The sequence below is a fragment of the Vibrio sp. 2-1-2a genome, assembly GCF_032648565.1.
Taxonomy (GTDB): domain Bacteria; phylum Pseudomonadota; class Gammaproteobacteria; order Enterobacterales; family Vibrionaceae; genus Vibrio; species Vibrio diabolicus.
Genome location: NZ_WBOH01000004.1, coordinates 288,146 through 309,602 on the forward strand (window position 1 = coordinate 288,146; position 21,457 = coordinate 309,602).

A 21,457-nucleotide genomic window follows, 5' to 3' on the forward strand; every position below is an offset into this window, starting at 1 on the left:
GAAATTATATGGAGTTGGCAATAGCACTTTTGTTGAATTCAGTACTAGACAAAAACCAGTCTAACTTTTGAGACAGTCGCACTACCTCTCCGACAACAATCAAAGATGGTGATTGTGCTTCCTTCGATAAATCAGAGAGTTGGGAGAGTTCTCCCGTAAATACTTTTTGTTGAATCTGCGTGCCACGCTCAATAATGGCAATCGGAGTCGACGCTGAACGACCATGCTTAATGAGTTGATTCTGAATATAGTGTGATTTCATCAGCCCCATGTAGATCACTAAAGTCTGATTCCCACGCGCCAACGTGGACCAATCCATCTCATCACTTTCTTCTTTCAAGTGGCCAGTCACAAAGATGGCCGATTGCGCATAATCACGATGAGTCAGTGGAATACCAGCATAAGCGGTTGCGCCAGCTGCTGCGGTAATGCCAGGGACAACTTGAAAACGAACGCCAGCATCAGCAAGCACTTCTAACTCTTCACCACCACGACCGAATACAAACGGATCACCACCTTTAATGCGCACTACTTTGTAGCCCTGCTTGGCAAAATCCACCAAAAGCTGATTCGTCTTCTCCTGCGGCACACTGTGATGCCCAGCTCGCTTCCCAACGCACACCAAAATCGTATCGCTTGGAATCAATGCCATGATTTCTTCTGACACCAAGTAGTCGTACAAAACCACATCGGCTTGCTGCAAACAGTTCAATGCTTTCACTGTCAAAAGTTCAGGATCACCCGGCCCCGCCCCCACTAAGGCGACTTCACCAGGCTGTAGCGATTGCTTTGCAAAACGAGTAACACCAGCTACTGAGTTGTCAGAAACTAACCGGGGCTTTGGTTTAGGAAAAGAAGTGACTGAATCGTTCGTTGCCATGTGCTTGCTCATCGTCCATTGATATCGTTATGCAAGCATTATGGCGGGGCGTTTATATTACCTGAAATTCTAAAATTTCATTTTTTATTCAAAAATCTGCTAAGAAGTTTTTGTTTGGTCTCATTCAAAAGCGTGAAAAAGTCGGCGGTTAATATGAATAAGGTTCAGTAAACTGATTCCTGTTCACAGTTTTCTGTATCTTTATCATTAAGTTGCACCAGCGTTTGATACATTACGCGGTACGATTCCCCCTTCCCATTGAATTGGAGCACCAAATGAAAGTGGCAGTTCACCCTATTTCCCTCGCAGTGTTAAGTGGCATGCTAACGCTTGCGGGCCCTGCGATGGCCGATACCATCAAGCTTCGTATTATCGAAACCACCGACATTCACACCAACGTGATGGATTACGATTACTATAAAGACCAACCATCACAGCAAATCGGTCTTAGTCGCGCCGCGACCATAGTGAAGCAGGCAAAGTCAGAGGCTGAAAACAGTGTATTAGTTGATAACGGCGACTTAATTCAGGGCAGCCCAATGGGTGATTACATGGCTGCGAAAGGGATTAACGCTGGCGATGTGCACCCAGTCTACAAGGCGATGAACCAACTAGACTACGATGTGGGCAACATTGGCAATCATGAGTTCAACTATGGCCTAGACTTTCTACAAAAGACGTTGGCGGGCGCTAACTTCCCTTACATCAACGCAAACGTATTTGATAAAAAAACCGGTAAGCATTACTTCAAGCCTTACCTGATCAAAACCCACACCTTTAAAGACACAAACGGCGAAGCGCATCAGATAAAAGTGGGTTACATCGGCTTTGTACCACCACAAATTATGGTGTGGGATAAGAAGAACTTAGAAGGCAAAGTCTTTGCTAAAGACATTAAGGAAACAGCAGAGAAACTGATTCCTCAAATGAAGAAAGAAGGCGCAGACGTGATTGTGGTGATTCCACACTCGGGCATTTCTACTGACCCATACAAGCTTGGCGCAGAAAACTCTGTCTATTACTTAACGCAAGTTGATGGGATTGATGCCATTGCTTTTGGACACTCTCACGCAGTCTTCCCAGGGAAAGACTTCGCAAACCTACCTGGTGTTGATACCGAGAAAGGGACCATCAATGGTGTGACGTCAGTGATGCCTGGTCGCTGGGGAAGTCATGTAGGTGTGATGGATTTGATGCTGAAAGAGGAAGACGGCAGATGGCAAGTTGTTGAAGGCCAAGCAGAAGCACGCCCTATCTTCGATAAAGTAAATAAGAAGTCATTAGCTAAAGCCGATGAAGGTATTGTGAAAGCGTTAGAAGAGGATCACAAAGGCACTCGTGAATTTGTAAACCAACCAATCGGCAAAGCAAATGATGTCATGTACAGCTTCTTGGCATTAGTGCAGGACGACCCAACCATTCAGATCGTTAACCTTGCTCAGAAAGATTACGTGGAACGCTTTATTCAAGGCGACCCAGATCTCGCTGACATTCCAGTATTGAGTGCCGCAGCACCATTTAAAGTCGGGGGGCGTAAGAACGATCCGAATAACTTTACAGAAGTCGAATCCGGTCAGCTCACCTTCCGTAATGCGGCCGATCTTTATTTATATCCCAACACCTTGGTCGCGATGAAAGTGAAAGGTAAAGAGGTTCGCGAATGGCTAGAATGCAGCGCGGGTCAATTCAACCACATCGACATCAACAATTCTGAACCGCAATCTTTGATTGATTGGGATAATTTCCGTACGTACAACTTCGATGTCATTGATGGGGTGAACTACCAGATCGATATCACCCAACCGCCCAAATACGATGCGAGTTGCAAAGTGATTAATCCAGATTCTCAACGTATTGTGAATCTGACATTCAATGGTAAGCCTGTTGATTCGAAGCAGGACTTCATCATCGCAACCAATAACTATCGTGCTTATAGCAATACCTTCCCTGGTACGGGCCCAGACTTTATTGCGTTTGACGCACCAGATGAAAACCGCTCTGTCGTCGCCACTTATATTTCTCGCGTGAGTGAAGAAAAAGGAGAAGTGACACCAAGCGCTGACAACAACTGGTCTTTCGCACCGATTAAGTCCGATAACAAGCTAGATATTCGTTTCGAAACCTCCCCTAGCGATAAAGCGGCGCAGTTCATCAAAGAGAAAGGACAATACCCAATGAAACGCGTGTCAACAGACGACATTGGTTTCGCAATTTATCAAATCGATCTGAATAAATAAGGTTGATTTGACAACAACACTAAGCGGCTCTCATGAGCCGCTTTTTTGTTATCAATAAAACCCGTTAAAATAAAGAAAACCGTTTCTGAGTTATCACATGCACAGCGATCTTTTTTCAGACTTAGTCAAACATGGCTTTTTAGAGACAGAAGCAAACTAACTTATTGAAAATGGTGAGTTGCTCGAACTGCCTACACGCCACATTCTTAATCACCAAGGGGAGTTTAGCTCACATCTGTACTTCATTATTGAGGGGTTATGCCACGCAAGCTATCTCACGGAGCACGGCAAAGAATTCAGTAAAGAATTTTATTGGGAGAAGGACTGGGTTATCGGGTTTGAGAGCATAATAAAGGACCAACCTTCGCCTTACTTATTGGAAACGCTGAGCGCTTGTCAGCTATTTTGCTTGCCAATTGAAACGTTGCATCACTGGCGAGCAGAAAAGCACGCCATTTACTTAAAGCTACTCGAAAACCAACTGGTTAATAAAGAGAATAAAGAACGCTTTATGTTGCTCTACTCTCCAGAGGAACGATATCAACTATTTTGCGCCCATTACCCAGACTTAAAGCTACGTATTACCGATAGCCAAATAGCTGCTTATCTTGGGATCACGCCTATCAGTTTGAGCCGAATTAAAGCGCGCTTAACTAAAGATCACACATCCAAGTAAACTCGAAAAAGAAAAGGCTCTTCAAACGAAGAGCCTTTCTATGCTATTTAAGAAGCCGCGCTCGGAACTGACGCCCTTTCATCTTGCCATTACTAATGGTTTGTAGAGCCTTTTTGGCAGCTGACTTCTCGACCGCAACGTAGGCGCGCATCGGGAAAAGGTGAATCTTGCCAACTTGAGAGCCTGGGATACCATTTTTTCCAGTCAGACATCCTAAGATATCACCCGGTCGTACTTTCTGTTTCTTACCGCCATCAATGTTAATCGTCACCATCTTCGCTTGGTATGGCTGCTGATTTGATTTGGCAGGCAATGTTGCTGGTACCACGTCCATGTCCAGGTATTCTTCAATACGAGCTACACGCAAACCGTCTTTCTCTCCAAAGAAGCTGAACGCCAAACCTTTACTACCTGCACGGCCTGTACGACCGATACGGTGTACATGAACCTCAGGATCGCGCGATAGCTCAAAGTTAAAGACTGCATCAAGGTTATCTACGTCCAAACCACGCGCCGCGACGTCTGTTGCGACAAGGATAGAAACACTCTTGTTAGCAAACTGCACCAATGCTTGATCGCGTTCACGCTGTTCTAAGTCCCCATGGATATCGATAACGCTGAACCCTTTGCGATGCAACTCATCTGCGACACTTTGCACTTCTTTTTTGGTATTGCAAAAAACCACAGCGGACTCTGGTTGGTGAGTCAGTAGCAAGTTAGCCAACGCTTCATCACGCGCTTCCGAACCTTCAACTTTGTAGAAATGCTGAGCAATGCTTGAGGTATCGTGCGTCGATTCCACCTTAATGACTTCAGGCGTCTGCATAATACGCTGCGCAATTTGCTCAATTTTCTCTGGGAAAGTAGCACTGAAAAGTAGAGTTTGACGCTGCTTTGGCGCTGCATCAATAATCGCATCTAATGCGTCTTGGAAACCCATGTCCAACATGCGATCAGCTTCATCCAACACCAAGGTATTCAGCTCGCTAAGGTTAATTCGGCCTTTCTCAAGGTGATCCAAAATACGGCCAGGTGTGCCGACTAGGATATGTGCACCATGCTCCAGAGAACCAATTTGTGGCCCCATTGGCATCCCACCGCAGAGAGTAAGCACTTTAATATTATGAATGCCACGACCTAAAGTACGAATTTCCTTCGCGACTTGATCCGCAAGCTCACGAGTTGGACACAATACTAATGACTGGACACGAAAGCGTTTGACGTTAAGGTTCGATAAAACACCCAAACCAAATGCAGCGGTTTTACCTGAGCCCGTTTTACCCTGCCCGATGACATCACGATGTTTTAGGATTGCAGGCAAACTCAAAGCTTGAATTGGCGTCATGTGGGTGTAGTTCAGGGAATCAAGTGTGGCGAGTAACGCTGGGTTTAGCCCGACTTGATCAAAAGTTTGTTTGCTCACGGGAATATCCTCAGGTGAGATGAAAAGAGGGCACATTATCACCAGATTTGGTGGGAAAACCAGTGATAATTAACCTTTGTTAATGAGTATGAGTACAAAACAAAGTAAAGTCAGTCACTCTACTCTCATGACGGATGACAACATGCCCACTTGGATTACTTTGCCCTTTGCTCAAATGACAACCACACAATTGTATACAATGATGAAATTACGTGTGGATGTATTCGTCGTTGAACAAACCTGCCCTTATCCTGAACTGGATGGCAAAGACACACTGGAAGGTGTTTATCATCTAATAGGTTACCACGGTGATGAACTTGTTGCTTGCGCACGATTGCTACCCGCTGGCACGACGTATGACAATGTGAGCATTGGTCGAGTCGTCACCAAACAAACTGCGCGTGGTGATGGTCTGGGACATAAGTTGCTGGAAGAGGCATTAACACAGTGTGAAATATTGTGGCCAGGACAGACGATTGATATAGGAGCTCAAGAGCATCTCATCCAGTTTTATGCGAGTCATGGATTCAAAGTTATTTCTGAGCGCTACCTAGAGGATGGTATTCCTCATGTGGATATGCGAAAAGAAGCCGTAGCGATATAACGCGTTCATTGCTAGGTTAACTAATTTATAGATAAACTAAAAAGACGCGATACCTTCGCGTCTTTAGTTCATTTGAAGCATCTACTTGTTGCGCCCAAAGGTCCCATCCGATAAGCGGAAAAACATGACGGACCGGCCGCTTTTTTCTAGTTGCAGCATATCCAACTCGCCTTCATCGCTAAGCTTAAAGCGAATCAATTGCCCTTGTTTAATTTGGCTCAGCGGCTTATCACTGCCTTCGATTTTTACTAGAGCGCTAAGATCCGCCATCGAGAGCTTATTACTTCTGAAAACCTGCGCTAACGTGTCGCCATTTTTAACCGTGTACTCTTTCCAGTCTTCGGATTTCGGCCCAGAATTCTGAGAGGTTCTTTGCTGGCTTAAACTCTGTGCGTTCAGTTGAATCGCTACGCGCTGATGATCGACCTCAGCTTGCTCAACTGATTGTTCTGTTTTATTCGGCAAAGGAATAACAAGGAGTACCAGAATCAATGGTACTAAAACCATCAAAGCTCGCTGATGGAATTTCGGTAGGCGCAGCCAAAACTGCTTAACAGGCTGTATACGCTCCAACCATTGCTCTTTGTTGAACGGCTGCTTCCAGTCGATAGCAGCGAATTTTTGTTTAACCAATTCGACATAGTCGACTTGCTGCTTTTTCTTTCTGCGACGATTCATTTTAATGAGTCCCTTAATACTTCTACTGCCAGTATAAAAATACCGACGCGGAGAGTATATGTTTTTCACTAAACTAAAATGGAATTTGGATTAAATTAGCAGAAATTTCACTTGGAGTAAGAGATAAGTCACACCCTGGCCGCCTCAATTAAGCATTCAGTCGCAATCATTTAAACCTAAGCTCGAAACTGATATCCTGTTGCCTTTATCACTCCTAACAAGAGCGACATTCATGTCTGAAATTAAATTTGAAACTGCAGAACAAAAAGCAAGCTACGGCATTGGTCTGCAAATGGGTCAGCAACTTGCAGGTTCTGGTCTTGAAGGTCTTAGCGTTGATGCTATCGCAGCGGGTATTGCAACAGCACTAACTGGTGACATGCCATCAATCGAAATTGATGAAATCAACAAAGCACTACAAGAACTTCACACTCGTGCAGAAACCGCTCGCCAAGAAGCAGCGAAAATTGCAGCAGCAGAAGGCGAAGCGTTCCTAAAAGACAACGCACTACGCCCTGAAGTTAACGTTCTAGACTCTGGCCTTCAGTACGAAATCATTTCTGAAGGTACTGGTGCAGTTCCAACAGCAGAAAGCTCAGTTCGCGTTCACTACCACGGTGAGCTAACTGACGGTACTGTATTCGATAGCTCTGTATCTCGCGGTCAACCAGCTGAGTTCCCTGTTACAGGCGTAATCAAAGGCTGGGTAGAAGCACTACAACTAATGCCTGTTGGTTCTAAGTGGAAACTATACGTACCACAAGACCTTGCCTACGGTGAGCGTGGCGCTGGTGCAGCTATCCCTCCATTCGCAGCACTAGTTTTCGAAGTAGAACTACTAGATATTCTTTAATTGAAACCATTTTCAATTATGATTTAATAAAACGGCGCATTAGCGCCGTTTTTTTGTCTAAACTGAATAGACTTTCTCACCTCTAAACCTTTCATTCTGATAGCCTTTAAAACAATAAAATCACGTTAAAAACGCTCAACCTTCGGAGGTACTATGCGTAAAACACTCCTGACTCTGGCACTCTTATCAATGAACATTGGTAGTGCACACGCATTCTTAGATTCCGTCACGCAAAAAAGTAAAGAAAGTGGCCTAATGGATATGGTAGGTAGTAGCCTGAACACTGAATCATCTCCATTGACAGACATGCTAACTAGCCAATTACCTGTATCTACAGAACAAGCGGCTGGAGGTAGTGGCGCACTACTCGCTTTGGCTCAAAGCCAGCTTTCACAAGAAAATAGCAGTGAATTACAGTCTTTGATTCCTGGGCTTTCAAACTTGCAAGGAGCACAAAGCTTACTGGGGAATATTGAGAATATCAGTGCAGTAAAAAGTGCATTCGATACGTTGGGTTTAGATCCCGCTATGATCAGTCAGTTTGCTCCAGTAATTCTGGATTACTTGAACAAACAAGGCGCTAGCGAGGGACTTCTAAGTTCGTTGGGCGGGTTGTGGAATACTAGTAAATAAGCGCAAGTGATAATCACTTTTTAAATTGCCAGTCTGCATGGAGTAAAATAAATGCAGGCTGGATATAAAGATTTACTGAATCGCAGATACAAAAAAGCCGAGCTAACGCTCGGCTTTCTCGTTCTTACGAACTGATTACTCAGCAGCTTCTTCAGCAGCTGGGCGATCTACAAGCTCAATGTAAGCCATTGGAGCTTTATCACCAGCACGGAAGCCAGCTTTTAGGATACGAGTGTAACCGCCCTGACGAGCAGCAAAACGTGGACCTAGTTCGTTAAATAGTTTTGCAACTACTTCGTTGTCACGAGTACGTGCAAATGCTAGACGACGGTTAGCAACACTGTCAGTCTTAGCTAGTGTAATCAAAGGCTCAACTACGCGACGTAGCTCTTTTGCTTTTGGCAAAGTAGTCTTGATAACTTCATGACGTACTAGAGAGCTAGCCATGTTGCTGAACATCGCTTTGCGATGTGAGCTGTTGCGGTTGAGTTGACGACCACTCTTACGATGGCGCATGACCTAATCCTTCTAACTAGTATCGATTAATCTTCAGCGATTGATGCAGGTGGCCAGTTTTCTAGGCGCATGCCCAGAGACAGACCACGTGACGCAAGTACGTCTTTAATCTCAGTAAGAGATTTTTTACCAAGGTTAGGCGTTTTAAGTAGCTCAACCTCAGTACGTTGTACTAGATCACCGATGTAGTGAATCGCTTCTGCTTTCAGACAGTTAGCAGAGCGAACTGTTAGTTCAAGATCGTCTACAGGACGCAGTAGGATCGGATCGAATTCTGGCTTCTCTTCTTTCTCCTCAGGAACTCGTACATCACGAAGATCTACGAATGCATCCAATTGTTCAGCTAGGATTGTAGCTGCACGACGGATTGCTTCCTCAGGTTCTAGAGTACCGTTTGTTTCCATATCGATAACAAGCTTGTCTAGATCAGTGCGCTGTTCTACACGAGCTGCTTCTACAGCGTAGGCAATTTTGTCTACTGGGCTGTAAGTAGCATCTACTAGTAGGCGACCGATTGGACGCTCGTCTTCTTCGTTATGGATACGCGCAGAAGCTGGAACATAACCACGACCACGTTCTACTTTAATACGCATTGCGATTTCAGCGTTGTCATCCGTTAGGTGACAAATAACGTGTTCAGGGTTAGCGATCTCTACATCACCATCATGGGTGATGTCACCTGCAACCACAGGGCCCGAGCCTGATTTGTTCAAAGTAATGAACACTTCATCTTTGCCTTCAGCAACACGCACTGCCAAACCTTTAAGGTTTAGAAGGATTTCAAGAATATCTTCTTGTACACCTTCTTTAGTGCTGTACTCGTGAAGTACGCCTTCAATTTCTACTTCTGTCACTGCACAACCAGGCATAGAAGATAGAAGAATGCGGCGAAGTGCATTACCCAGAGTATGACCAAAGCCACGCTCTAATGGCTCAAGAGTTACTTTTGCGTGAGTCGAGCTGATTTGTTCGATGTCAACTAGACGTGGCTTAAGAAATTCTGTTACAGAACCCTGCATTGTGTCCTCTCTTTAGTTTAAACCTTACTTAGAGTAAAGCTCGACGATCAATTGTTCGTTGATGTCAGCTGATAGATCAGAACGCTCAGGCATACGCTTGAATGTACCTTCCATCTTGCCACCATCTACTTCAATCCAAGTTGGTTTTTCACGTTGTTCAGCAACTTCTAGAGCCGCTTTAATACGAGCTTGCTGTTTAGCTTTCTCGCGAATAGAAACAACGTCATTAGCCGCTACTTTGAAAGAAGGAACGTTTACAACTTTACCGTTTACTAGGATAGCTTTGTGGCTAACTAGCTGACGTGCTTCTGCGCGAGTTGCACCAAAGCCCATGCGGTAAACTACGTTATCAAGACGACCTTCAAGAAGCTGAAGTAGGTTTTCACCAGTGTTGCCTTTTAGGCGAGCAGCTTCTTTGTAGTAGTTACGGAATTGTTTTTCTAGAACGCCGTACATACGACGTACTTTTTGCTTCTCACGAAGCTGAACGCCATACTCAGATAGACGACCGCGACGAGCGCCGTGTACACCTGGTGCGTTATCAATTTTACACTTGGTATCGATCGCGCGAACACCAGACTTAAGGAATAAGTCAGTGCCTTCACGACGGCTAAGCTTCAGCTTAGGACCCAAATATCTTGCCATGATTCTTCTCCAATTGTCCTAGAAACGTTATACGCGACGTTTCTTAGGTGGACGACAACCGTTATGAGGGATTGGTGTAGCATCAACGATGTTTGTGATGCGGAAACCAGCGGCGTTTAGTGCACGAACAGTAGATTCGCGACCTGGACCAGGACCCTTAACCATAACTTCCAAGTTCTTTAGGCCGTATTCTTTAGCCATTTCAGCACAACGCTCAGCAGCAACCTGTGCAGCGAACGGAGTAGACTTACGAGAACCACGGAAACCAGAACCACCTGCAGTAGCCCATGCAAGAGCGTTACCTTGACGGTCAGTAATGGTTACGATTGTGTTATTGAAAGAAGCATGGATGTGCGCAACGCCATCTGCAACTTGCTTGCGTACGCGCTTACGAGCGCGAGTTGGTTGTTTAGCCATTGTACTCTACCTTCCCGATTATTTCTTGATCGGCTTACGCGGACCCTTACGGGTGCGAGCGTTGGTTTTAGTACGCTGTCCACGTAGTGGTAGACTGCGACGATGACGAAGACCACGGTAACAGCCAAGGTCCATAAGACGCTTGATGTTCATAGATACTTCACGACGTAGATCACCTTCTACAGTGTACTTAGCTACACCATCACGCAGTTGATCGATCTGCTCTTCAGTTAGTTCACTGATCTTAACATTTTCAGCAATACCCACTTCAGCTAGGATAGCTTGAGAGCGAGTTTTACCGATGCCGTAGATCGCTGTTAGAGCGATTACTGCATGTTTCTGATCAGGAATGTTAATGCCTGCTATACGGGCCATTATTCACTCCTAAGTGTTTCTATAAAAGAATTAGCCGCAGCAAAGCCCGTTATGGATACGCTGCGGAATACTACTTCTTTTGCACGCAAAAGGTAGGCCGAGGAATATACTCGACCCAACCTTCATTTTCAAGTAAAAATTTCTGCTAATTAGCCTTGGCGCTGTTTGTGCTTTGGCTCACTGCAAATCACGCGAACGACACCGTTACGCTTGATTACTTTACAGTTACGGCAGATTTTTTTAACGGAAGCACGAACTTTCATTGCTAAACTCCGTAAATGAAACTGAGTCTACCACCGGATTAACGGCCGTAGCCTTTCAGATTCGCTTTCTTCAACACAGAATCATACTGTTGAGACATCAGATGAGTCTGTACCTGTGCCATAAAGTCCATAATTACAACAACTACGATTAGTAGCGATGTACCGCCGAAGTAGAAACGTACGTTCCACGCGACCATCATGAACTCGGGAATCAGACAGATAAAGGTAATGTACAGTGCACCAGCAAGGGTTAAACGTGTCATTACTTTATCAATGTACTTCGCTGTCTGCTCACCTGGGCGGATACCGGGTACGAATGCACCAGACTTCTTCAAGTTATCTGCTGTTTCACGCGGGTTGAAAACCAACGCCGTGTAGAAGAAACAGAAGAAGATAATTGCTGCTGCATAAAGCATTACATACAACGGTTGACCTGGGCTAAGAGCCAAAGACACGTCAGTTAACCAACCGAACGCGCTGCTCTCGCCGTTTTGACCAAACCACTGAGCCAATGTTCCTGGGAACAAGATAATGCTTGATGCAAAAATCGCTGGAATTACACCTGCCATGTTAATTTTAAGAGGCAGATGCGAGCTTTGCGCAGCAAATACTTTACGACCTTGTTGACGCTTCGCGTAGTTAACGACGATTCGGCGTTGACCACGTTCCATGAAAACAACGAAGTAAATGACTGCAAAAGCTAATACCGCGATTAGCAACAGAAGAAGTACATGCAATTCACCTTGACGCGCTTGCTCGATTGTTTGACCGATTGCAGAAGGCAATCCAGCAACAATACCTGCAAAAATCAGTATCGAAATACCGTTACCAATTCCTCGCTCTGTAATTTGTTCACCTAACCACATTAAGAACATGGTACCGGTTACTAAACTTACGGTCGCAATTAGCGTAAACATGGTTTGGTTGATAACAACCAGATTGTCGACCATGTTTGGTAGGCCAGTTGCAATACCTATAGCTTGGAAGGTTGCAAGTACAAGCGTGCCGTAGCGTGTATATTGGCTGATCTTACGACGGCCTGCTTCACCCTCTTTTTTGAGTTCAGCTAACGCTGGATGAACTACAGTTAGCAATTGGACAACAATAGATGCCGAAATATACGGCATGATGCCCAATGCTAATATAGATGCACGCTCAAGAGCACCACCGGAGAACATGTTAAACATTTCAACGATGGTACCTTTTTGCTGTTCGAACAAATCGGCAAGTACAGCAGCGTCAATACCAGGAATCGGCACAAAGGAGCCGGCTCGGAATACTAAAAGTGCACCAATTACGAATAACAAGCGCGACTTTAGTTCACTTAAGCCGCTCTGAGCACTACGAAAATCTTGTCCTGGTTTCTTAGCCATCTGTACCTCGTTCCTCGAGATTATTCCTCGATTTTACCGCCTGCAGCTTCGATTGCAGCTTTAGCGCCTTTAGTCACACGTAGACCTTTCACAGTCACTGCTTTGTTGATTTCACCAGAAAGAACAACTTTTACAAATTCGATGTTCTTAGTGATGATGTTAGCAGCTTTAAGACTGTTTAGATCAACTACGTCACCAGAAACTTTCGCTAGCTCAGCTAGACGAACTTCAGCAGACACTAGGCTCTTACGAGAAGTGAAACCGAATTTTGGTAGACGTTGTTTCAGAGGCATCTGACCGCCTTCGAAACCTGGACGAACACTGCCGCCAGAACGTGATTTTTGACCTTTGTGACCACGGCCACCAGTTTTACCTAGGCCTGAACCGATACCACGACCTACTCGCTTCGCAGAAGTTTTCGCGCCAGCAGCCGGTGCTAGAGTATTCAAACGCATTCTGATTACTCCTCAACTTTAACCATGTAGTAAACCTTGTTGATCATACCGCGAATACACGGAGTATCTTCAAGTTCTACTGTGTGGTTGATTTTACGAAGACCTAGACCGCGCAAAGTAGCTTTGTGCTTTGGCAGACGACCAATTGAGCTTTTAGTTTGAGTTACTTTAATAGTTGCCATGGTGTTCTTACTCCGAAATAGATTCAACAGTTAGACCACGTTTAGCAGCAACCATTTCTGGTGACTTCATGCTACCTAGTGCATCGATCGTTGCACGAACGATGTTGATAGGGTTCGTAGAACCGTACGCTTTAGATAGTACGTTGTGTACACCAGCAACTTCTAGTACTGCACGCATCGCACCACCTGCGATAACACCAGTACCTTCTGCAGCAGGCTGCATGTAAACTTTAGAGCCCGAATGGCGACCTTTCACTGGGTGGTGAAGAGTGCCTTCGTTTAGAGCGATCGTAGTCATGTTACGACGCGCTTTTTCCATTGCTTTTTGAATCGCTGCAGGTACTTCACGAGCTTTGCCGTAACCGAAACCTACACGACCATTACCGTCACCAACTACTGTTAGTGCAGTGAAGCTCATGATTCGACCGCCTTTAACCGTCTTAGATACGCGGTTAACTGCGATTAGCTTTTCTTGCAAATCATTCGCTTGAACTTGTTGTTCTTTAGCCATCTTCCAACCCTACCTTAGAATTTCAGACCAGCTTCGCGAGCAGATTCTGCTAGCGCCGCTACTCGACCGTGGTATTGGAAACCAGAACGATCAAATGCAACTGCAGTTACGCCCTTCTCAAGAGCGCGCTCAGCAATAGCTTTACCCACTGCTTTAGCTGCATCAACGTTACCAGTGTATTTCACTTGCTCACGGATCGCTTTTTCTACAGTAGAAGCTGCTGCGATAACCTCAGAGCCGTTAGCCGCGATAACCTGTGCGTACACGTGACGAGGAGTACGGTGTACAACTAGGCGAGTCGCACCCAGTTCTGCAATCTTACGACGTGCACGTGTAGCACGACGGATGCGAGATGCTTTCTTATCCATAGTGTTACCTTACTTCTTCTTAGCTTCTTTAGTACGCACATTTTCATCTGCGTAACGAACACCTTTGCCTTTGTATGGCTCAGGCTCACGGTAAGAACGAATGTCAGCCGCAACTTGACCAACTAGTTGCTTGTCAGCACCAGTGATCACGATTTCAGTTTGGCTTGGACATTCAGCTTTAATACCCGCTGGCAACTCGTGCTCAACTGGGTGTGAGAAGCCTAGTGTTAGACCTACAGCGTTGCCTTTGATAGCAGCACGGTAACCTACACCTTTAAGAGTTAGCTTCTTAGTAAAGCCTTCAGTAACACCAACAACCATGTTGTTAACTAGAGCGCGAGCAGTACCTGCTTGAGCCCATGCGTTAGCAACACCTTCTTTAGGACCGAAAGTCAGGTTATTTTCTTCCTGAGCGATTACAACTGCATCGTTAAGAACGCGAGTTAGTTCGCCTTTCGCACCTTTTACAGTGATTTCTTGGCCGTTTAGTTTCACCTCTACGCCAGCTGGAATAGCGACAGGTGCTTTTGCAACACGAGACATAGTCTACTCCTTATTAAGCTACGTAAGCGATGATTTCACCACCAAGACCTGCTTTACGTGCAGCGCGGTCTGACATAAGACCCTTGGAAGTTGAAACGATAGCAATACCAAGACCACCCATTACAGAAGGAAGTTCATCTTTCTTCTTGTAAACACGTAGACCTGGACGAGAAACACGTTTAAGTTGCTCGATTACTGGTTTAGCTTGGAAGTACTTAAGTGTAACTTCTAGCTCAGGTTTTGCTTCGCCTTCAACAGCGAAGTCAACGATGTAACCTTCAGCTTTTAGTAGTGCAGCAATTGCAACTTTAAGCTTTGAAGAAGGCATTTTTACAGCAACTTTGTTTGCTGCCTGACCGTTACGAACGCGGGTCAGCATATCCGAAATCGGATCTTGCATGCTCATATGATTTACTCCAAATGATTAAGTGGCAATTACCAGCTAGCCTTACGAAGACCCGGAATCTCGCCTTTCATGCAAGCTTCACGAACCTTAATACGGCTTAGACCGAACTTACGTAGGTAACCGTGTGGACGACCAGTTTGGTTGCAACGGTTGCGCTGACGTGATGCACTTGAATCACGTGGAAGAGATTGCAGTGTAAGAACCGCGTTCCAACGATCTTCTTCAGATGCGTTTACATCGCTGATGATAGCTTTTAGCGCTGCACGCTTTTCAGCGAACTTAGCTACTAGCTGTGCACGTTTAGCTTCACGTGCTTTCATTGATTGTTTAGCCATAACAGTAACCCTTCACCTTACTTACGGAATGGGAAGTTAAAGGCAGCCAGCAGAGCACGGCCTTCCTCATCAGTACCAGCAGACGTCGTAATAGTGATGTCTAAACCGCGTACACGATCAACTTTATCAAAGTCGATTTCCGGGAAGATGATTTGCTCGCGAACGCCCATGCTGTAGTTACCGCGACCGTCAAAAGACTTAGCGCTAACACCACGGAAGTCACGTACACGTGGAAGAGCGATGTTAATTAAACGCTCAAGAAAATCCCACATACGTTCGCCACGCAAGGTTACTTTACAACCGATAGGGTAGCCTTCACGGATTTTGAAACCTGCAACAGATTTGCGCGCTTTTGTGATAAGTGGCTTTTGACCAGAGATCGTTGCCATATCAGACGCTGCATTTTCTAGCAGTTTCTTATCGTTGATTGCTTCACCAACACCCATGTTTAGGGTGATTTTCTCGATTCTAGGGACTTGCATGACGCTTGTGTAACCGAACTGTTTGGTCAGTTCAGCGACTACAGACGACTTGTAGTAATCATGCAGTTTCGCCATAGTAGAACTCCAAATTACTTCTATTAGTTAGAAACGGTTTCGCCGTTAGACTTGAAGAAACGAACTTTTTTGCCGTCTTCAAAACGGAAACCGATACGGTCAGCTTTACCAGTAGCTGCGTTGAAAATCGCCACGTTAGAAACGTCGATTGCTGCTTCTTGCTCTACGATACCGCCTTGGATACCCATAGCTGGAACAGGTTTCTGATGCTTCTTAACTAGGTTGATACCTTCAACGATAACTTTACCAGTTGCTAGAACCTTAGTTACTTTACCTTTCTTGCCTTTGTCTTTACCAGCAAGAACGATTACTTCGTCATTACGACGGATTTTAGCTGCCATTTCTACGTGCTCCTTACAGAACTTCTGGAGCCAGTGAAACGATCTTCATGAACTTATCGCCACGAAGTTCGCGTGTCACAGGACCAAAGATACGTGTACCGATTGGTTGCTCAGTATTGTCGTTTAGCAATACGCAAGCATTTCGGTCGAAGCGAATGACAGAACCGTCAGGACGACGTACGCCTTTACGGGTGCGCACTACCACCGCCTTCAGAACATCACCTTTTTTAACTTTACCGCGAGGGATTGCTTCCTTCACAGTAACTTTGATGACGTCACCGATATGTGCATAACGGCGGTGAGAGCCACCCAGAACCTTAATACACATTACGCTGCGTGCGCCTGAGTTATCAGCTGCGTCCAGCATACTTTGCATTTGGATCATGTTAGTGCTCCGCTAAATATTAATAACTAGACCCATCACGGGTCGGGCTGCCTCTTTAAAAGGGACGCGAATTGTACCACCCTTTTTTGTGATTGGGTAGTCAAAAAATAAACGGCTCCAAAAATATTTTGGAGCCGCTTTAGTTTCATAGAATTAACGAGATTAAATCTTCGCCTTTTCTAGAACTTTTACCAAAGTCCAAGACTTAGTCTTAGACAGTGGACGACACTCTGCGATTTCAACTGTGTCGCCTAGGCCACACTCGTTGTTCTCGTCATGTGCGTGTACTTTAGTCGTACGTTTTACGTATTTACCGTAGATTGGGTGTTTTACGAAACGTTCGATAGCAACAGTGATAGACTTGTCCATCTTATCGCTAACAACACGACCTTGTTGAGTACGTTTTACTTCGCTCATTATGCGCCTGCCTTCTCAGTCAAAACAGTTTTCACACGTGCGATATCACGGCGTACAGCTTTCAGAGTATGAGTTTGCTGTAGCTGACCAGTCGCAGCTTGCATGCGCAAGTTGAACTGTTCACGTAGCAAATTCATTAGCTCAGCGTTAAGCTCTTCAACGCTTTTCTCGCGTAGATCTTGTGCTTTCATCACATCACCTGCTTAGTTACAAATGTAGTTTTGAAAGGCAGTTTACGTGCCGCAAGACGGAACGCTTCACGTGCCAATTCTTCAGGTACACCACCCATTTCGTACATAACCTTACCAGGTTGGATTTGGGCTACCCAGTACTCAACGTTACCTTTACCCTTACCTTGACGAACTTCAAGTGGTTTTTCTGTGATTGGTTTGTCTGGGAACACACGGATCCAGATTTTACCTTGACGCTTAACGTGACGTGTCATTGCACGACGTGCCGCTTCGATTTGACGAGCAGTTAGACGACCACGGCCAACAGCTTTAAGACCGAATTCGCCGAAGCTTACATCAGTACCTTTAGCTAGACCACGGTTACGACCAGTCTGAACCTTACGGAACTTAGTACGTTTAGGTTGTAGCATCTGTCGACTCCTTACTTACGGCCTTTACGCTGCTTCTTAGGCTTGTCGCCTTTAGGCTCTACAGCGTTAGCTGCTGGCATACCACCTAGGATTTCACCTTTGAAGATCCAAGTTTTAATGCCGATCACACCGTATTGAGTGTGAGCCGAAGAAGTTGCGTAATCAATGTCAGCACGTAGAGTGTGTAGAGGCACACGGCCTTCACGGTACCACTCTGAACGTGCGATTTCAGCGCCGCCTAGACGACCGCTTACTTCCACTTTGATACCTTTAGCGCCTAGGCGCATTGCGTTTTGTACTGCGCGCTTCATAGCACGACGGAACATAACACGACGCTCTAGCTGAGACGCGATGCTGTCACCAACAAGTTGCGCATCTAGTTCAGGCTTACGTACTTCAGCGATGTTAATTTGCGCTGGTACACCTGCAATTTTAGCTACAGCTGCGCGTAGCTTCTCAACGTCTTCACCTTTCTTACCGATAACAACGCCTGGACGAGCAGTGTGAATAGTCACACGGATGCTCTTAGCAGGACGCTCGATAACGATACGTGATAGAGACGCTTTTTTCAGTTCACTTGTAAGGAACTGACGTACCTTGAAGTCGCCGTCTAGGTTGTCAGCGAAATCTTTGGTGTTAGCAAACCATGTAGCATTCCAAGGCTTAACGATGCCTAGACGAATACCATTTGGATGTACTTTTTGACCCATTGCTTACTCTCCTAGTCTCTAGCGATCTGCTACAACAACAGTGATGTGGCTTGAACGCTTCAAGATACGATCCGCACGACCTTTAGCACGAGGCATAATACGCTTCATGGTTGGGCCTTCATCTACAAAGATTTTTGCGACATTCAGATCGTCAATATCTGCACCTTCGTTGTGCTCCGCGTTAGCGATAGCAGACTCTAGAACTTTCTTAACTAGTGCAGCAGCTTTTTTGTTGCTGAACGTTAGGATTTCTAGAGCTTGGTCAACAGATTTACCACGGATTAGATCCGCAACTAAGCGAGCTTTCTGAGGCGAAATGCGAGCAAAGTTATGTTTAGCAATTGCTTCCATTATTTACTCCTTAGCGCTTCTTAGCTTTCTTATCCGCAGCGTGACCGCGGTAAGTACGTGTTGGTGCGAATTCACCCAGTTTGTGACCGATCATTTCATCAGTTACAAATACTGGTACGTGCTGACGACCATTATGGACAGCGATGGTCAAACCGATCATCGTAGGGATGATCATTGAACGACGGGACCAAGTCTTAATAGGCTTTTTGTCTCCGCTTTCCACCGCTTTCTCTACCTTCTTCAGCAAGTGTAGGTCAATAAAAGGACCTTTCTTGAGAGAACGTGGCATGGCGATTCCTCTTTATATAGATTACTTGTTACGACGACGTACGATGTACTTGTCAGTGCGTTTGTTCTTACGAGTCTTGAAGCCTTTAGTAGGCATACCCCAAGGAGATACTGGGTGACGACCACCAGAAGTACGGCCTTCACCACCACCGTGTGGGTGGTCAATCGGGTTCATTACAACACCACGAACCGTTGGACGGATACCGCGATGACGTGATGCACCTGCTTTACCAAGTTCACGTAGCATGTGCTCAGAGTTACCAACTTCACCGATTGTTGCACGGCCTTCAGAAAGAACTTTGCGCATCTCGCCAGAACGTAGACGGATAGTTACGTACGCACCGTCGCGAGCAACGATTTGAGCGTAAGCACCAGCCGAACGAGCTAGCTGACCACCTTTACCAGGCTTAAGTTCAACGTTATGTACTGTTGAACCTACTGGGATATTACGCATTGGTAGAGTGTTACCAGCTTTGATTGGTGCATCAACACCAGACTGAATAACATCACCAGCTACAACACCTTTAGGTGCTAGGATGTAGCGACGCTCACCGTCTTTGTAAAGAACTAGAGCAATGTTTGCGCTACGGTTTGGATCGTATTCAAGACGCTCAACTGTCGCTGGAATACCATCTTTAGTACGTTTGAAGTCAACTACACGGTAGTGGTGCTTGTGACCACCGCCGATGTGACGTACTGTGATACGACCCTTGTTGTTACGACCACCGTTCTTAGAGTTTTTCTCTAGAAGAGGTGCGTATGGCTTGCCCTTGTGTAGGTCAGCGTTAACAACTTTAACAACGTGACGACGACCAGGGGAAGTCGGCTTACATTTAACAATAGCCATTTTTAACTACTCCTGTTATTCCGCGCCGCCAACGAAGTCAAGATCTTGACCTTCTTTCAAAGTAACGTACGCTTTCTTAACGTCGCTGCGGCGACCTTGGCGTAGACCTTGACGTTTGGTCTTACCCTTAGTAATAAGAGTATTTACAGACTTAACTTCAACTTCAAATAGCTTTTCTACAGCTGCTTTGATCTCTTTTTTAGTCGCATCTTTAGCTACTTTGAAAACGATAGTGTTCGCTTTCTCAGCTGCCATAGTTGCTTTTTCAGAGATGTGCGGTGCACGTAGAACTTTTAGGATACGCTCTTCAGTGATCATGCTAGCATTTCCTCTACTTGCTTAACTGCTTCTGCAGTCATTACAACTTTGTCAAACGCGATTAGAGATACTGGATCGATACCAGCAACATCACGTGCGTCAACTTTGTATAGGTTACGAGCAGCTAGGAATAGATTCTCATCTACTTCGCTAGTCACGATTAGAGCGTCAGTTAGCTCAAGCTCTTTAAGCTTAGCAACTAGCTCTTTAGTCTTTGGTGCTTCAACTGAGAAGTTATCAACAACGATTAGACGCTCTTGACGAACAAGCTCAGAAAGAATGCTCTTCATAGCACCACGGTACATTTTTTTGTTTACTTTTTGGCTGTGATCTTGTGGTTTCGCAGCAAAAGTAACACCACCTGTACGCCAGATTGGGCTACGGATTGTACCAGCACGCGCACGGCCAGTACCTTTTTGACGCCATGGCTTAGCGCCACCGCCAGAAACTTCTGAACGTGTTTTTTGAGCACGAGTACCTTGACGAGCACCTGCTGCGTACGCAACAACTACTTGGTGTACAAGAGCTTCGTTAAACTCACGTCCGAAAGTAGTTTCGGAAACAGTTAGTGCATCGGCACCTTTAACCATTAGTTCCATTACTTACTCCTGAGACGTTATGCTTTAACAGCTGGTTTAACGATCACGTTGCCGCCAGTTGCGCCTGGGACTGCACCTTTAATAAGAAGCAGGTTGCGCTCAGCGTCAACACGTACGATCTCTAGGTTTTGAGTCGTTACACGCTCAGCACCCATGTGACCTGCCATTTTCTTGCCTTTAAATACGCGACCTGGAGTCTGACATTGACCGATAGAACCAGGAGCACGGTGAGACAATGAGTTACCGTGAGTCATATCTTGAGTACGGAAGTTCCAACGCTTAACAGCGCCTTGGAAACCTTTACCCTTAGATGTACCAGTAACGTCTACTTTCTTAGTTTCGTTGAATAGTTCAACAGTTAGTTCTGAACCAACTTCGAACTCTTCGCCGTTTTCTAAACGGAATTCCCAAAGACCGCGACCAGCTTCAACGCCAGCTTTAGCAAAGTGACCTGCTTCAGCTTTGTTTACGCGGTTAGCTTTCTTAGAACCAGCTGTAACCTGGATTGCTGCGTAGCCGTCAGTTTCAAGAGTTTTCACTTGAGAAACACGGTTAGCTTCAACCTCAACAACAGTTACTGGGATAGAAACGCCTTCTTCAGTAAATACGCGGGTCATGCCCACTTTACGACCGATTAGACCAATCATACTT

General features: G+C 45.4%; 34 protein-coding genes and 1 pseudogene. 5 read left to right on the top strand and 30 right to left on the bottom strand.

Going from position 1 to position 21,457, the window contains the following annotated elements; translation table 11 throughout:
• Positions 1-4: 4 nt before the first annotated feature.
• Positions 5-880, bottom strand: a complete 876-nt coding sequence (gene cobA, locus F7Y48_RS13030; RefSeq protein WP_048626585.1) for a uroporphyrinogen-III C-methyltransferase — start codon at positions 878-880, stop codon at positions 5-7.
• A 275-nt stretch (positions 881-1,155) separates the two neighbouring features.
• Here cobA and cpdB point away from each other — a divergent pair, with 275 nt between their 5' ends.
• Positions 1,156-3,117 carry a 2',3'-cyclic-nucleotide 2'-phosphodiesterase gene (gene cpdB / locus F7Y48_RS13035; protein WP_316684476.1) on the top strand — a complete coding sequence of 654 codons (1,962 nt, stop codon included), beginning with the start codon at positions 1,156-1,158 and terminating at the stop codon, positions 3,115-3,117.
• A 97-nt stretch (positions 3,118-3,214) separates the two neighbouring features.
• Positions 3,215-3,793, top strand: a pseudogene (locus tag F7Y48_RS13040) (Crp/Fnr family transcriptional regulator).
• A 43-nt stretch (positions 3,794-3,836) separates the two neighbouring features.
• Here the strand turns inward: F7Y48_RS13040 and dbpA are convergent.
• On the bottom strand, positions 3,837-5,216 hold the full coding sequence (gene dbpA / locus F7Y48_RS13045) for an ATP-dependent RNA helicase DbpA (RefSeq protein WP_047009023.1): 1,380 nt from the start codon (positions 5,214-5,216) through the stop codon (positions 3,837-3,839).
• 142 nt (positions 5,217-5,358) lie between these two features.
• Here dbpA and F7Y48_RS13050 point away from each other — a divergent pair, with 142 nt between their 5' ends.
• Positions 5,359-5,820 carry a GNAT family N-acetyltransferase gene (locus F7Y48_RS13050; RefSeq protein ID WP_316684864.1) on the top strand — a complete coding sequence of 154 codons (462 nt, stop codon included), beginning with the start codon at positions 5,359-5,361 and terminating at the stop codon, positions 5,818-5,820.
• A gap of 81 nt (positions 5,821-5,901) precedes the next feature.
• On the opposite strand, the gene F7Y48_RS13055 is transcribed toward F7Y48_RS13050, so the two are convergent.
• Positions 5,902-6,498 (bottom strand): LysM-like peptidoglycan-binding domain-containing protein, encoded by a 597-nt coding sequence (locus F7Y48_RS13055; RefSeq protein WP_047009022.1) that lies wholly within the window; start codon positions 6,496-6,498, stop codon positions 5,902-5,904.
• Between the two features lie 232 nt (positions 6,499-6,730).
• On the opposite strand from F7Y48_RS13055, the gene F7Y48_RS13060 reads away from it, so the two are divergent.
• Positions 6,731-7,351, top strand: coding sequence for an FKBP-type peptidyl-prolyl cis-trans isomerase (locus tag F7Y48_RS13060; RefSeq protein ID WP_005392370.1), 621 nt, complete (start codon positions 6,731-6,733; stop codon positions 7,349-7,351).
• Between the two features lie 153 nt (positions 7,352-7,504).
• On the top strand, positions 7,505-7,984 hold the full coding sequence (locus F7Y48_RS13065; RefSeq protein WP_316684478.1) for a DUF2780 domain-containing protein: 480 nt from the start codon (positions 7,505-7,507) through the stop codon (positions 7,982-7,984).
• Positions 7,985-8,119: 135 nt separating this feature from the next.
• On the opposite strand, the gene rplQ is transcribed toward F7Y48_RS13065, so the two are convergent.
• From rplQ to rplC, 27 genes are all read right to left on the bottom strand, one after another.
• The gene (gene rplQ, locus F7Y48_RS13070; RefSeq protein WP_005383141.1) at positions 8,120-8,500 is read right to left on the bottom strand and encodes a 50S ribosomal protein L17; all 381 of its coding nucleotides are present in this window, start codon (positions 8,498-8,500) and stop codon (positions 8,120-8,122) included.
• Between the two features lie 26 nt (positions 8,501-8,526).
• On the bottom strand, positions 8,527-9,519 hold the full coding sequence (locus tag F7Y48_RS13075; protein ID WP_005383143.1) for a DNA-directed RNA polymerase subunit alpha: 993 nt from the start codon (positions 9,517-9,519) through the stop codon (positions 8,527-8,529).
• A gap of 24 nt (positions 9,520-9,543) precedes the next feature.
• Positions 9,544-10,164: a 30S ribosomal protein S4 gene (rpsD, locus tag F7Y48_RS13080; protein WP_005383146.1), complete on the bottom strand. Its 621-nt coding sequence runs from the start codon at positions 10,162-10,164 to the stop codon at positions 9,544-9,546.
• Between the two features lie 27 nt (positions 10,165-10,191).
• Positions 10,192-10,581 carry a 30S ribosomal protein S11 gene (rpsK, locus tag F7Y48_RS13085; protein WP_001118870.1) on the bottom strand — a complete coding sequence of 130 codons (390 nt, stop codon included), beginning with the start codon at positions 10,579-10,581 and terminating at the stop codon, positions 10,192-10,194.
• A gap of 18 nt (positions 10,582-10,599) precedes the next feature.
• Complete coding sequence (gene rpsM, locus F7Y48_RS13090; protein ID WP_005383154.1) at positions 10,600-10,956, bottom strand: 30S ribosomal protein S13; 357 nt, start codon at positions 10,954-10,956, stop codon at positions 10,600-10,602.
• Positions 10,957-11,105: 149 nt separating this feature from the next.
• Positions 11,106-11,219, bottom strand: a complete 114-nt coding sequence (rpmJ, locus tag F7Y48_RS13095) for a 50S ribosomal protein L36 (protein WP_000868186.1) — start codon at positions 11,217-11,219, stop codon at positions 11,106-11,108.
• Positions 11,220-11,257: 38 nt separating this feature from the next.
• The gene (secY, locus tag F7Y48_RS13100) at positions 11,258-12,592 is read right to left on the bottom strand and encodes a preprotein translocase subunit SecY (RefSeq protein WP_005379562.1); all 1,335 of its coding nucleotides are present in this window, start codon (positions 12,590-12,592) and stop codon (positions 11,258-11,260) included.
• A 20-nt stretch (positions 12,593-12,612) separates the two neighbouring features.
• Positions 12,613-13,047, bottom strand: coding sequence for a 50S ribosomal protein L15 (rplO, locus tag F7Y48_RS13105; protein WP_005383155.1), 435 nt, complete (start codon positions 13,045-13,047; stop codon positions 12,613-12,615).
• Positions 13,048-13,052: 5 nt separating this feature from the next.
• Complete coding sequence (gene rpmD, locus F7Y48_RS13110) at positions 13,053-13,229, bottom strand: 50S ribosomal protein L30 (protein ID WP_005379565.1); 177 nt, start codon at positions 13,227-13,229, stop codon at positions 13,053-13,055.
• 7 nt (positions 13,230-13,236) lie between these two features.
• Positions 13,237-13,740 carry a 30S ribosomal protein S5 gene (gene rpsE / locus F7Y48_RS13115; protein WP_004745894.1) on the bottom strand — a complete coding sequence of 168 codons (504 nt, stop codon included), beginning with the start codon at positions 13,738-13,740 and terminating at the stop codon, positions 13,237-13,239.
• Between the two features lie 14 nt (positions 13,741-13,754).
• Positions 13,755-14,108 (bottom strand): 50S ribosomal protein L18, encoded by a 354-nt coding sequence (gene rplR, locus F7Y48_RS13120; protein WP_005379568.1) that lies wholly within the window; start codon positions 14,106-14,108, stop codon positions 13,755-13,757.
• 9 nt (positions 14,109-14,117) lie between these two features.
• Complete coding sequence (gene rplF, locus F7Y48_RS13125) at positions 14,118-14,651, bottom strand: 50S ribosomal protein L6 (RefSeq protein WP_005392377.1); 534 nt, start codon at positions 14,649-14,651, stop codon at positions 14,118-14,120.
• A gap of 13 nt (positions 14,652-14,664) precedes the next feature.
• The gene (gene rpsH, locus F7Y48_RS13130) at positions 14,665-15,057 is read right to left on the bottom strand and encodes a 30S ribosomal protein S8 (protein ID WP_005379572.1); all 393 of its coding nucleotides are present in this window, start codon (positions 15,055-15,057) and stop codon (positions 14,665-14,667) included.
• A gap of 29 nt (positions 15,058-15,086) precedes the next feature.
• On the bottom strand, positions 15,087-15,392 hold the full coding sequence (rpsN, locus tag F7Y48_RS13135; RefSeq protein ID WP_012841173.1) for a 30S ribosomal protein S14: 306 nt from the start codon (positions 15,390-15,392) through the stop codon (positions 15,087-15,089).
• 17 nt (positions 15,393-15,409) lie between these two features.
• On the bottom strand, positions 15,410-15,949 hold the full coding sequence (gene rplE / locus F7Y48_RS13140) for a 50S ribosomal protein L5 (protein ID WP_005379573.1): 540 nt from the start codon (positions 15,947-15,949) through the stop codon (positions 15,410-15,412).
• 23 nt (positions 15,950-15,972) lie between these two features.
• Positions 15,973-16,290 carry a 50S ribosomal protein L24 gene (rplX, locus tag F7Y48_RS13145; protein ID WP_005379574.1) on the bottom strand — a complete coding sequence of 106 codons (318 nt, stop codon included), beginning with the start codon at positions 16,288-16,290 and terminating at the stop codon, positions 15,973-15,975.
• A 13-nt stretch (positions 16,291-16,303) separates the two neighbouring features.
• Complete coding sequence (rplN, locus tag F7Y48_RS13150) at positions 16,304-16,675, bottom strand: 50S ribosomal protein L14 (protein WP_004410450.1); 372 nt, start codon at positions 16,673-16,675, stop codon at positions 16,304-16,306.
• A 162-nt stretch (positions 16,676-16,837) separates the two neighbouring features.
• Positions 16,838-17,092, bottom strand: coding sequence for a 30S ribosomal protein S17 (gene rpsQ / locus F7Y48_RS13155; RefSeq protein WP_005379575.1), 255 nt, complete (start codon positions 17,090-17,092; stop codon positions 16,838-16,840).
• Positions 17,092-17,283 (bottom strand): 50S ribosomal protein L29, encoded by a 192-nt coding sequence (gene rpmC / locus F7Y48_RS13160; RefSeq protein ID WP_005379576.1) that lies wholly within the window; start codon positions 17,281-17,283, stop codon positions 17,092-17,094. The genes rpsQ and rpmC overlap by 1 nt, the downstream gene beginning before the upstream one ends.
• Positions 17,283-17,693, bottom strand: a complete 411-nt coding sequence (rplP, locus tag F7Y48_RS13165) for a 50S ribosomal protein L16 (protein ID WP_005379577.1) — start codon at positions 17,691-17,693, stop codon at positions 17,283-17,285. Before rplP ends, rpmC begins: the two co-directional genes overlap by 1 nt.
• 11 nt (positions 17,694-17,704) lie before the next feature.
• Complete coding sequence (gene rpsC, locus F7Y48_RS13170; RefSeq protein ID WP_005383161.1) at positions 17,705-18,403, bottom strand: 30S ribosomal protein S3; 699 nt, start codon at positions 18,401-18,403, stop codon at positions 17,705-17,707.
• Positions 18,404-18,421: 18 nt separating this feature from the next.
• Positions 18,422-18,754, bottom strand: coding sequence for a 50S ribosomal protein L22 (gene rplV / locus F7Y48_RS13175; RefSeq protein ID WP_005383164.1), 333 nt, complete (start codon positions 18,752-18,754; stop codon positions 18,422-18,424).
• A 10-nt stretch (positions 18,755-18,764) separates the two neighbouring features.
• Positions 18,765-19,043: a 30S ribosomal protein S19 gene (rpsS, locus tag F7Y48_RS13180; RefSeq protein ID WP_004394525.1), complete on the bottom strand. Its 279-nt coding sequence runs from the start codon at positions 19,041-19,043 to the stop codon at positions 18,765-18,767.
• A gap of 21 nt (positions 19,044-19,064) precedes the next feature.
• A complete protein-coding gene (gene rplB, locus F7Y48_RS13185; protein WP_005383168.1) occupies positions 19,065-19,889 on the bottom strand; it encodes a 50S ribosomal protein L2 in 825 nt (274 codons plus the stop codon).
• A 15-nt stretch (positions 19,890-19,904) separates the two neighbouring features.
• Positions 19,905-20,207: a 50S ribosomal protein L23 gene (rplW, locus tag F7Y48_RS13190; RefSeq protein ID WP_004398471.1), complete on the bottom strand. Its 303-nt coding sequence runs from the start codon at positions 20,205-20,207 to the stop codon at positions 19,905-19,907.
• The gene (gene rplD, locus F7Y48_RS13195; protein ID WP_005379556.1) at positions 20,204-20,806 is read right to left on the bottom strand and encodes a 50S ribosomal protein L4; all 603 of its coding nucleotides are present in this window, start codon (positions 20,804-20,806) and stop codon (positions 20,204-20,206) included. The genes rplW and rplD overlap by 4 nt, the downstream gene beginning before the upstream one ends.
• Positions 20,807-20,823: 17 nt before the next feature.
• Complete coding sequence (gene rplC / locus F7Y48_RS13200; protein WP_005379555.1) at positions 20,824-21,453, bottom strand: 50S ribosomal protein L3; 630 nt, start codon at positions 21,451-21,453, stop codon at positions 20,824-20,826.
• Positions 21,454-21,457 lie beyond the last annotated feature (4 nt).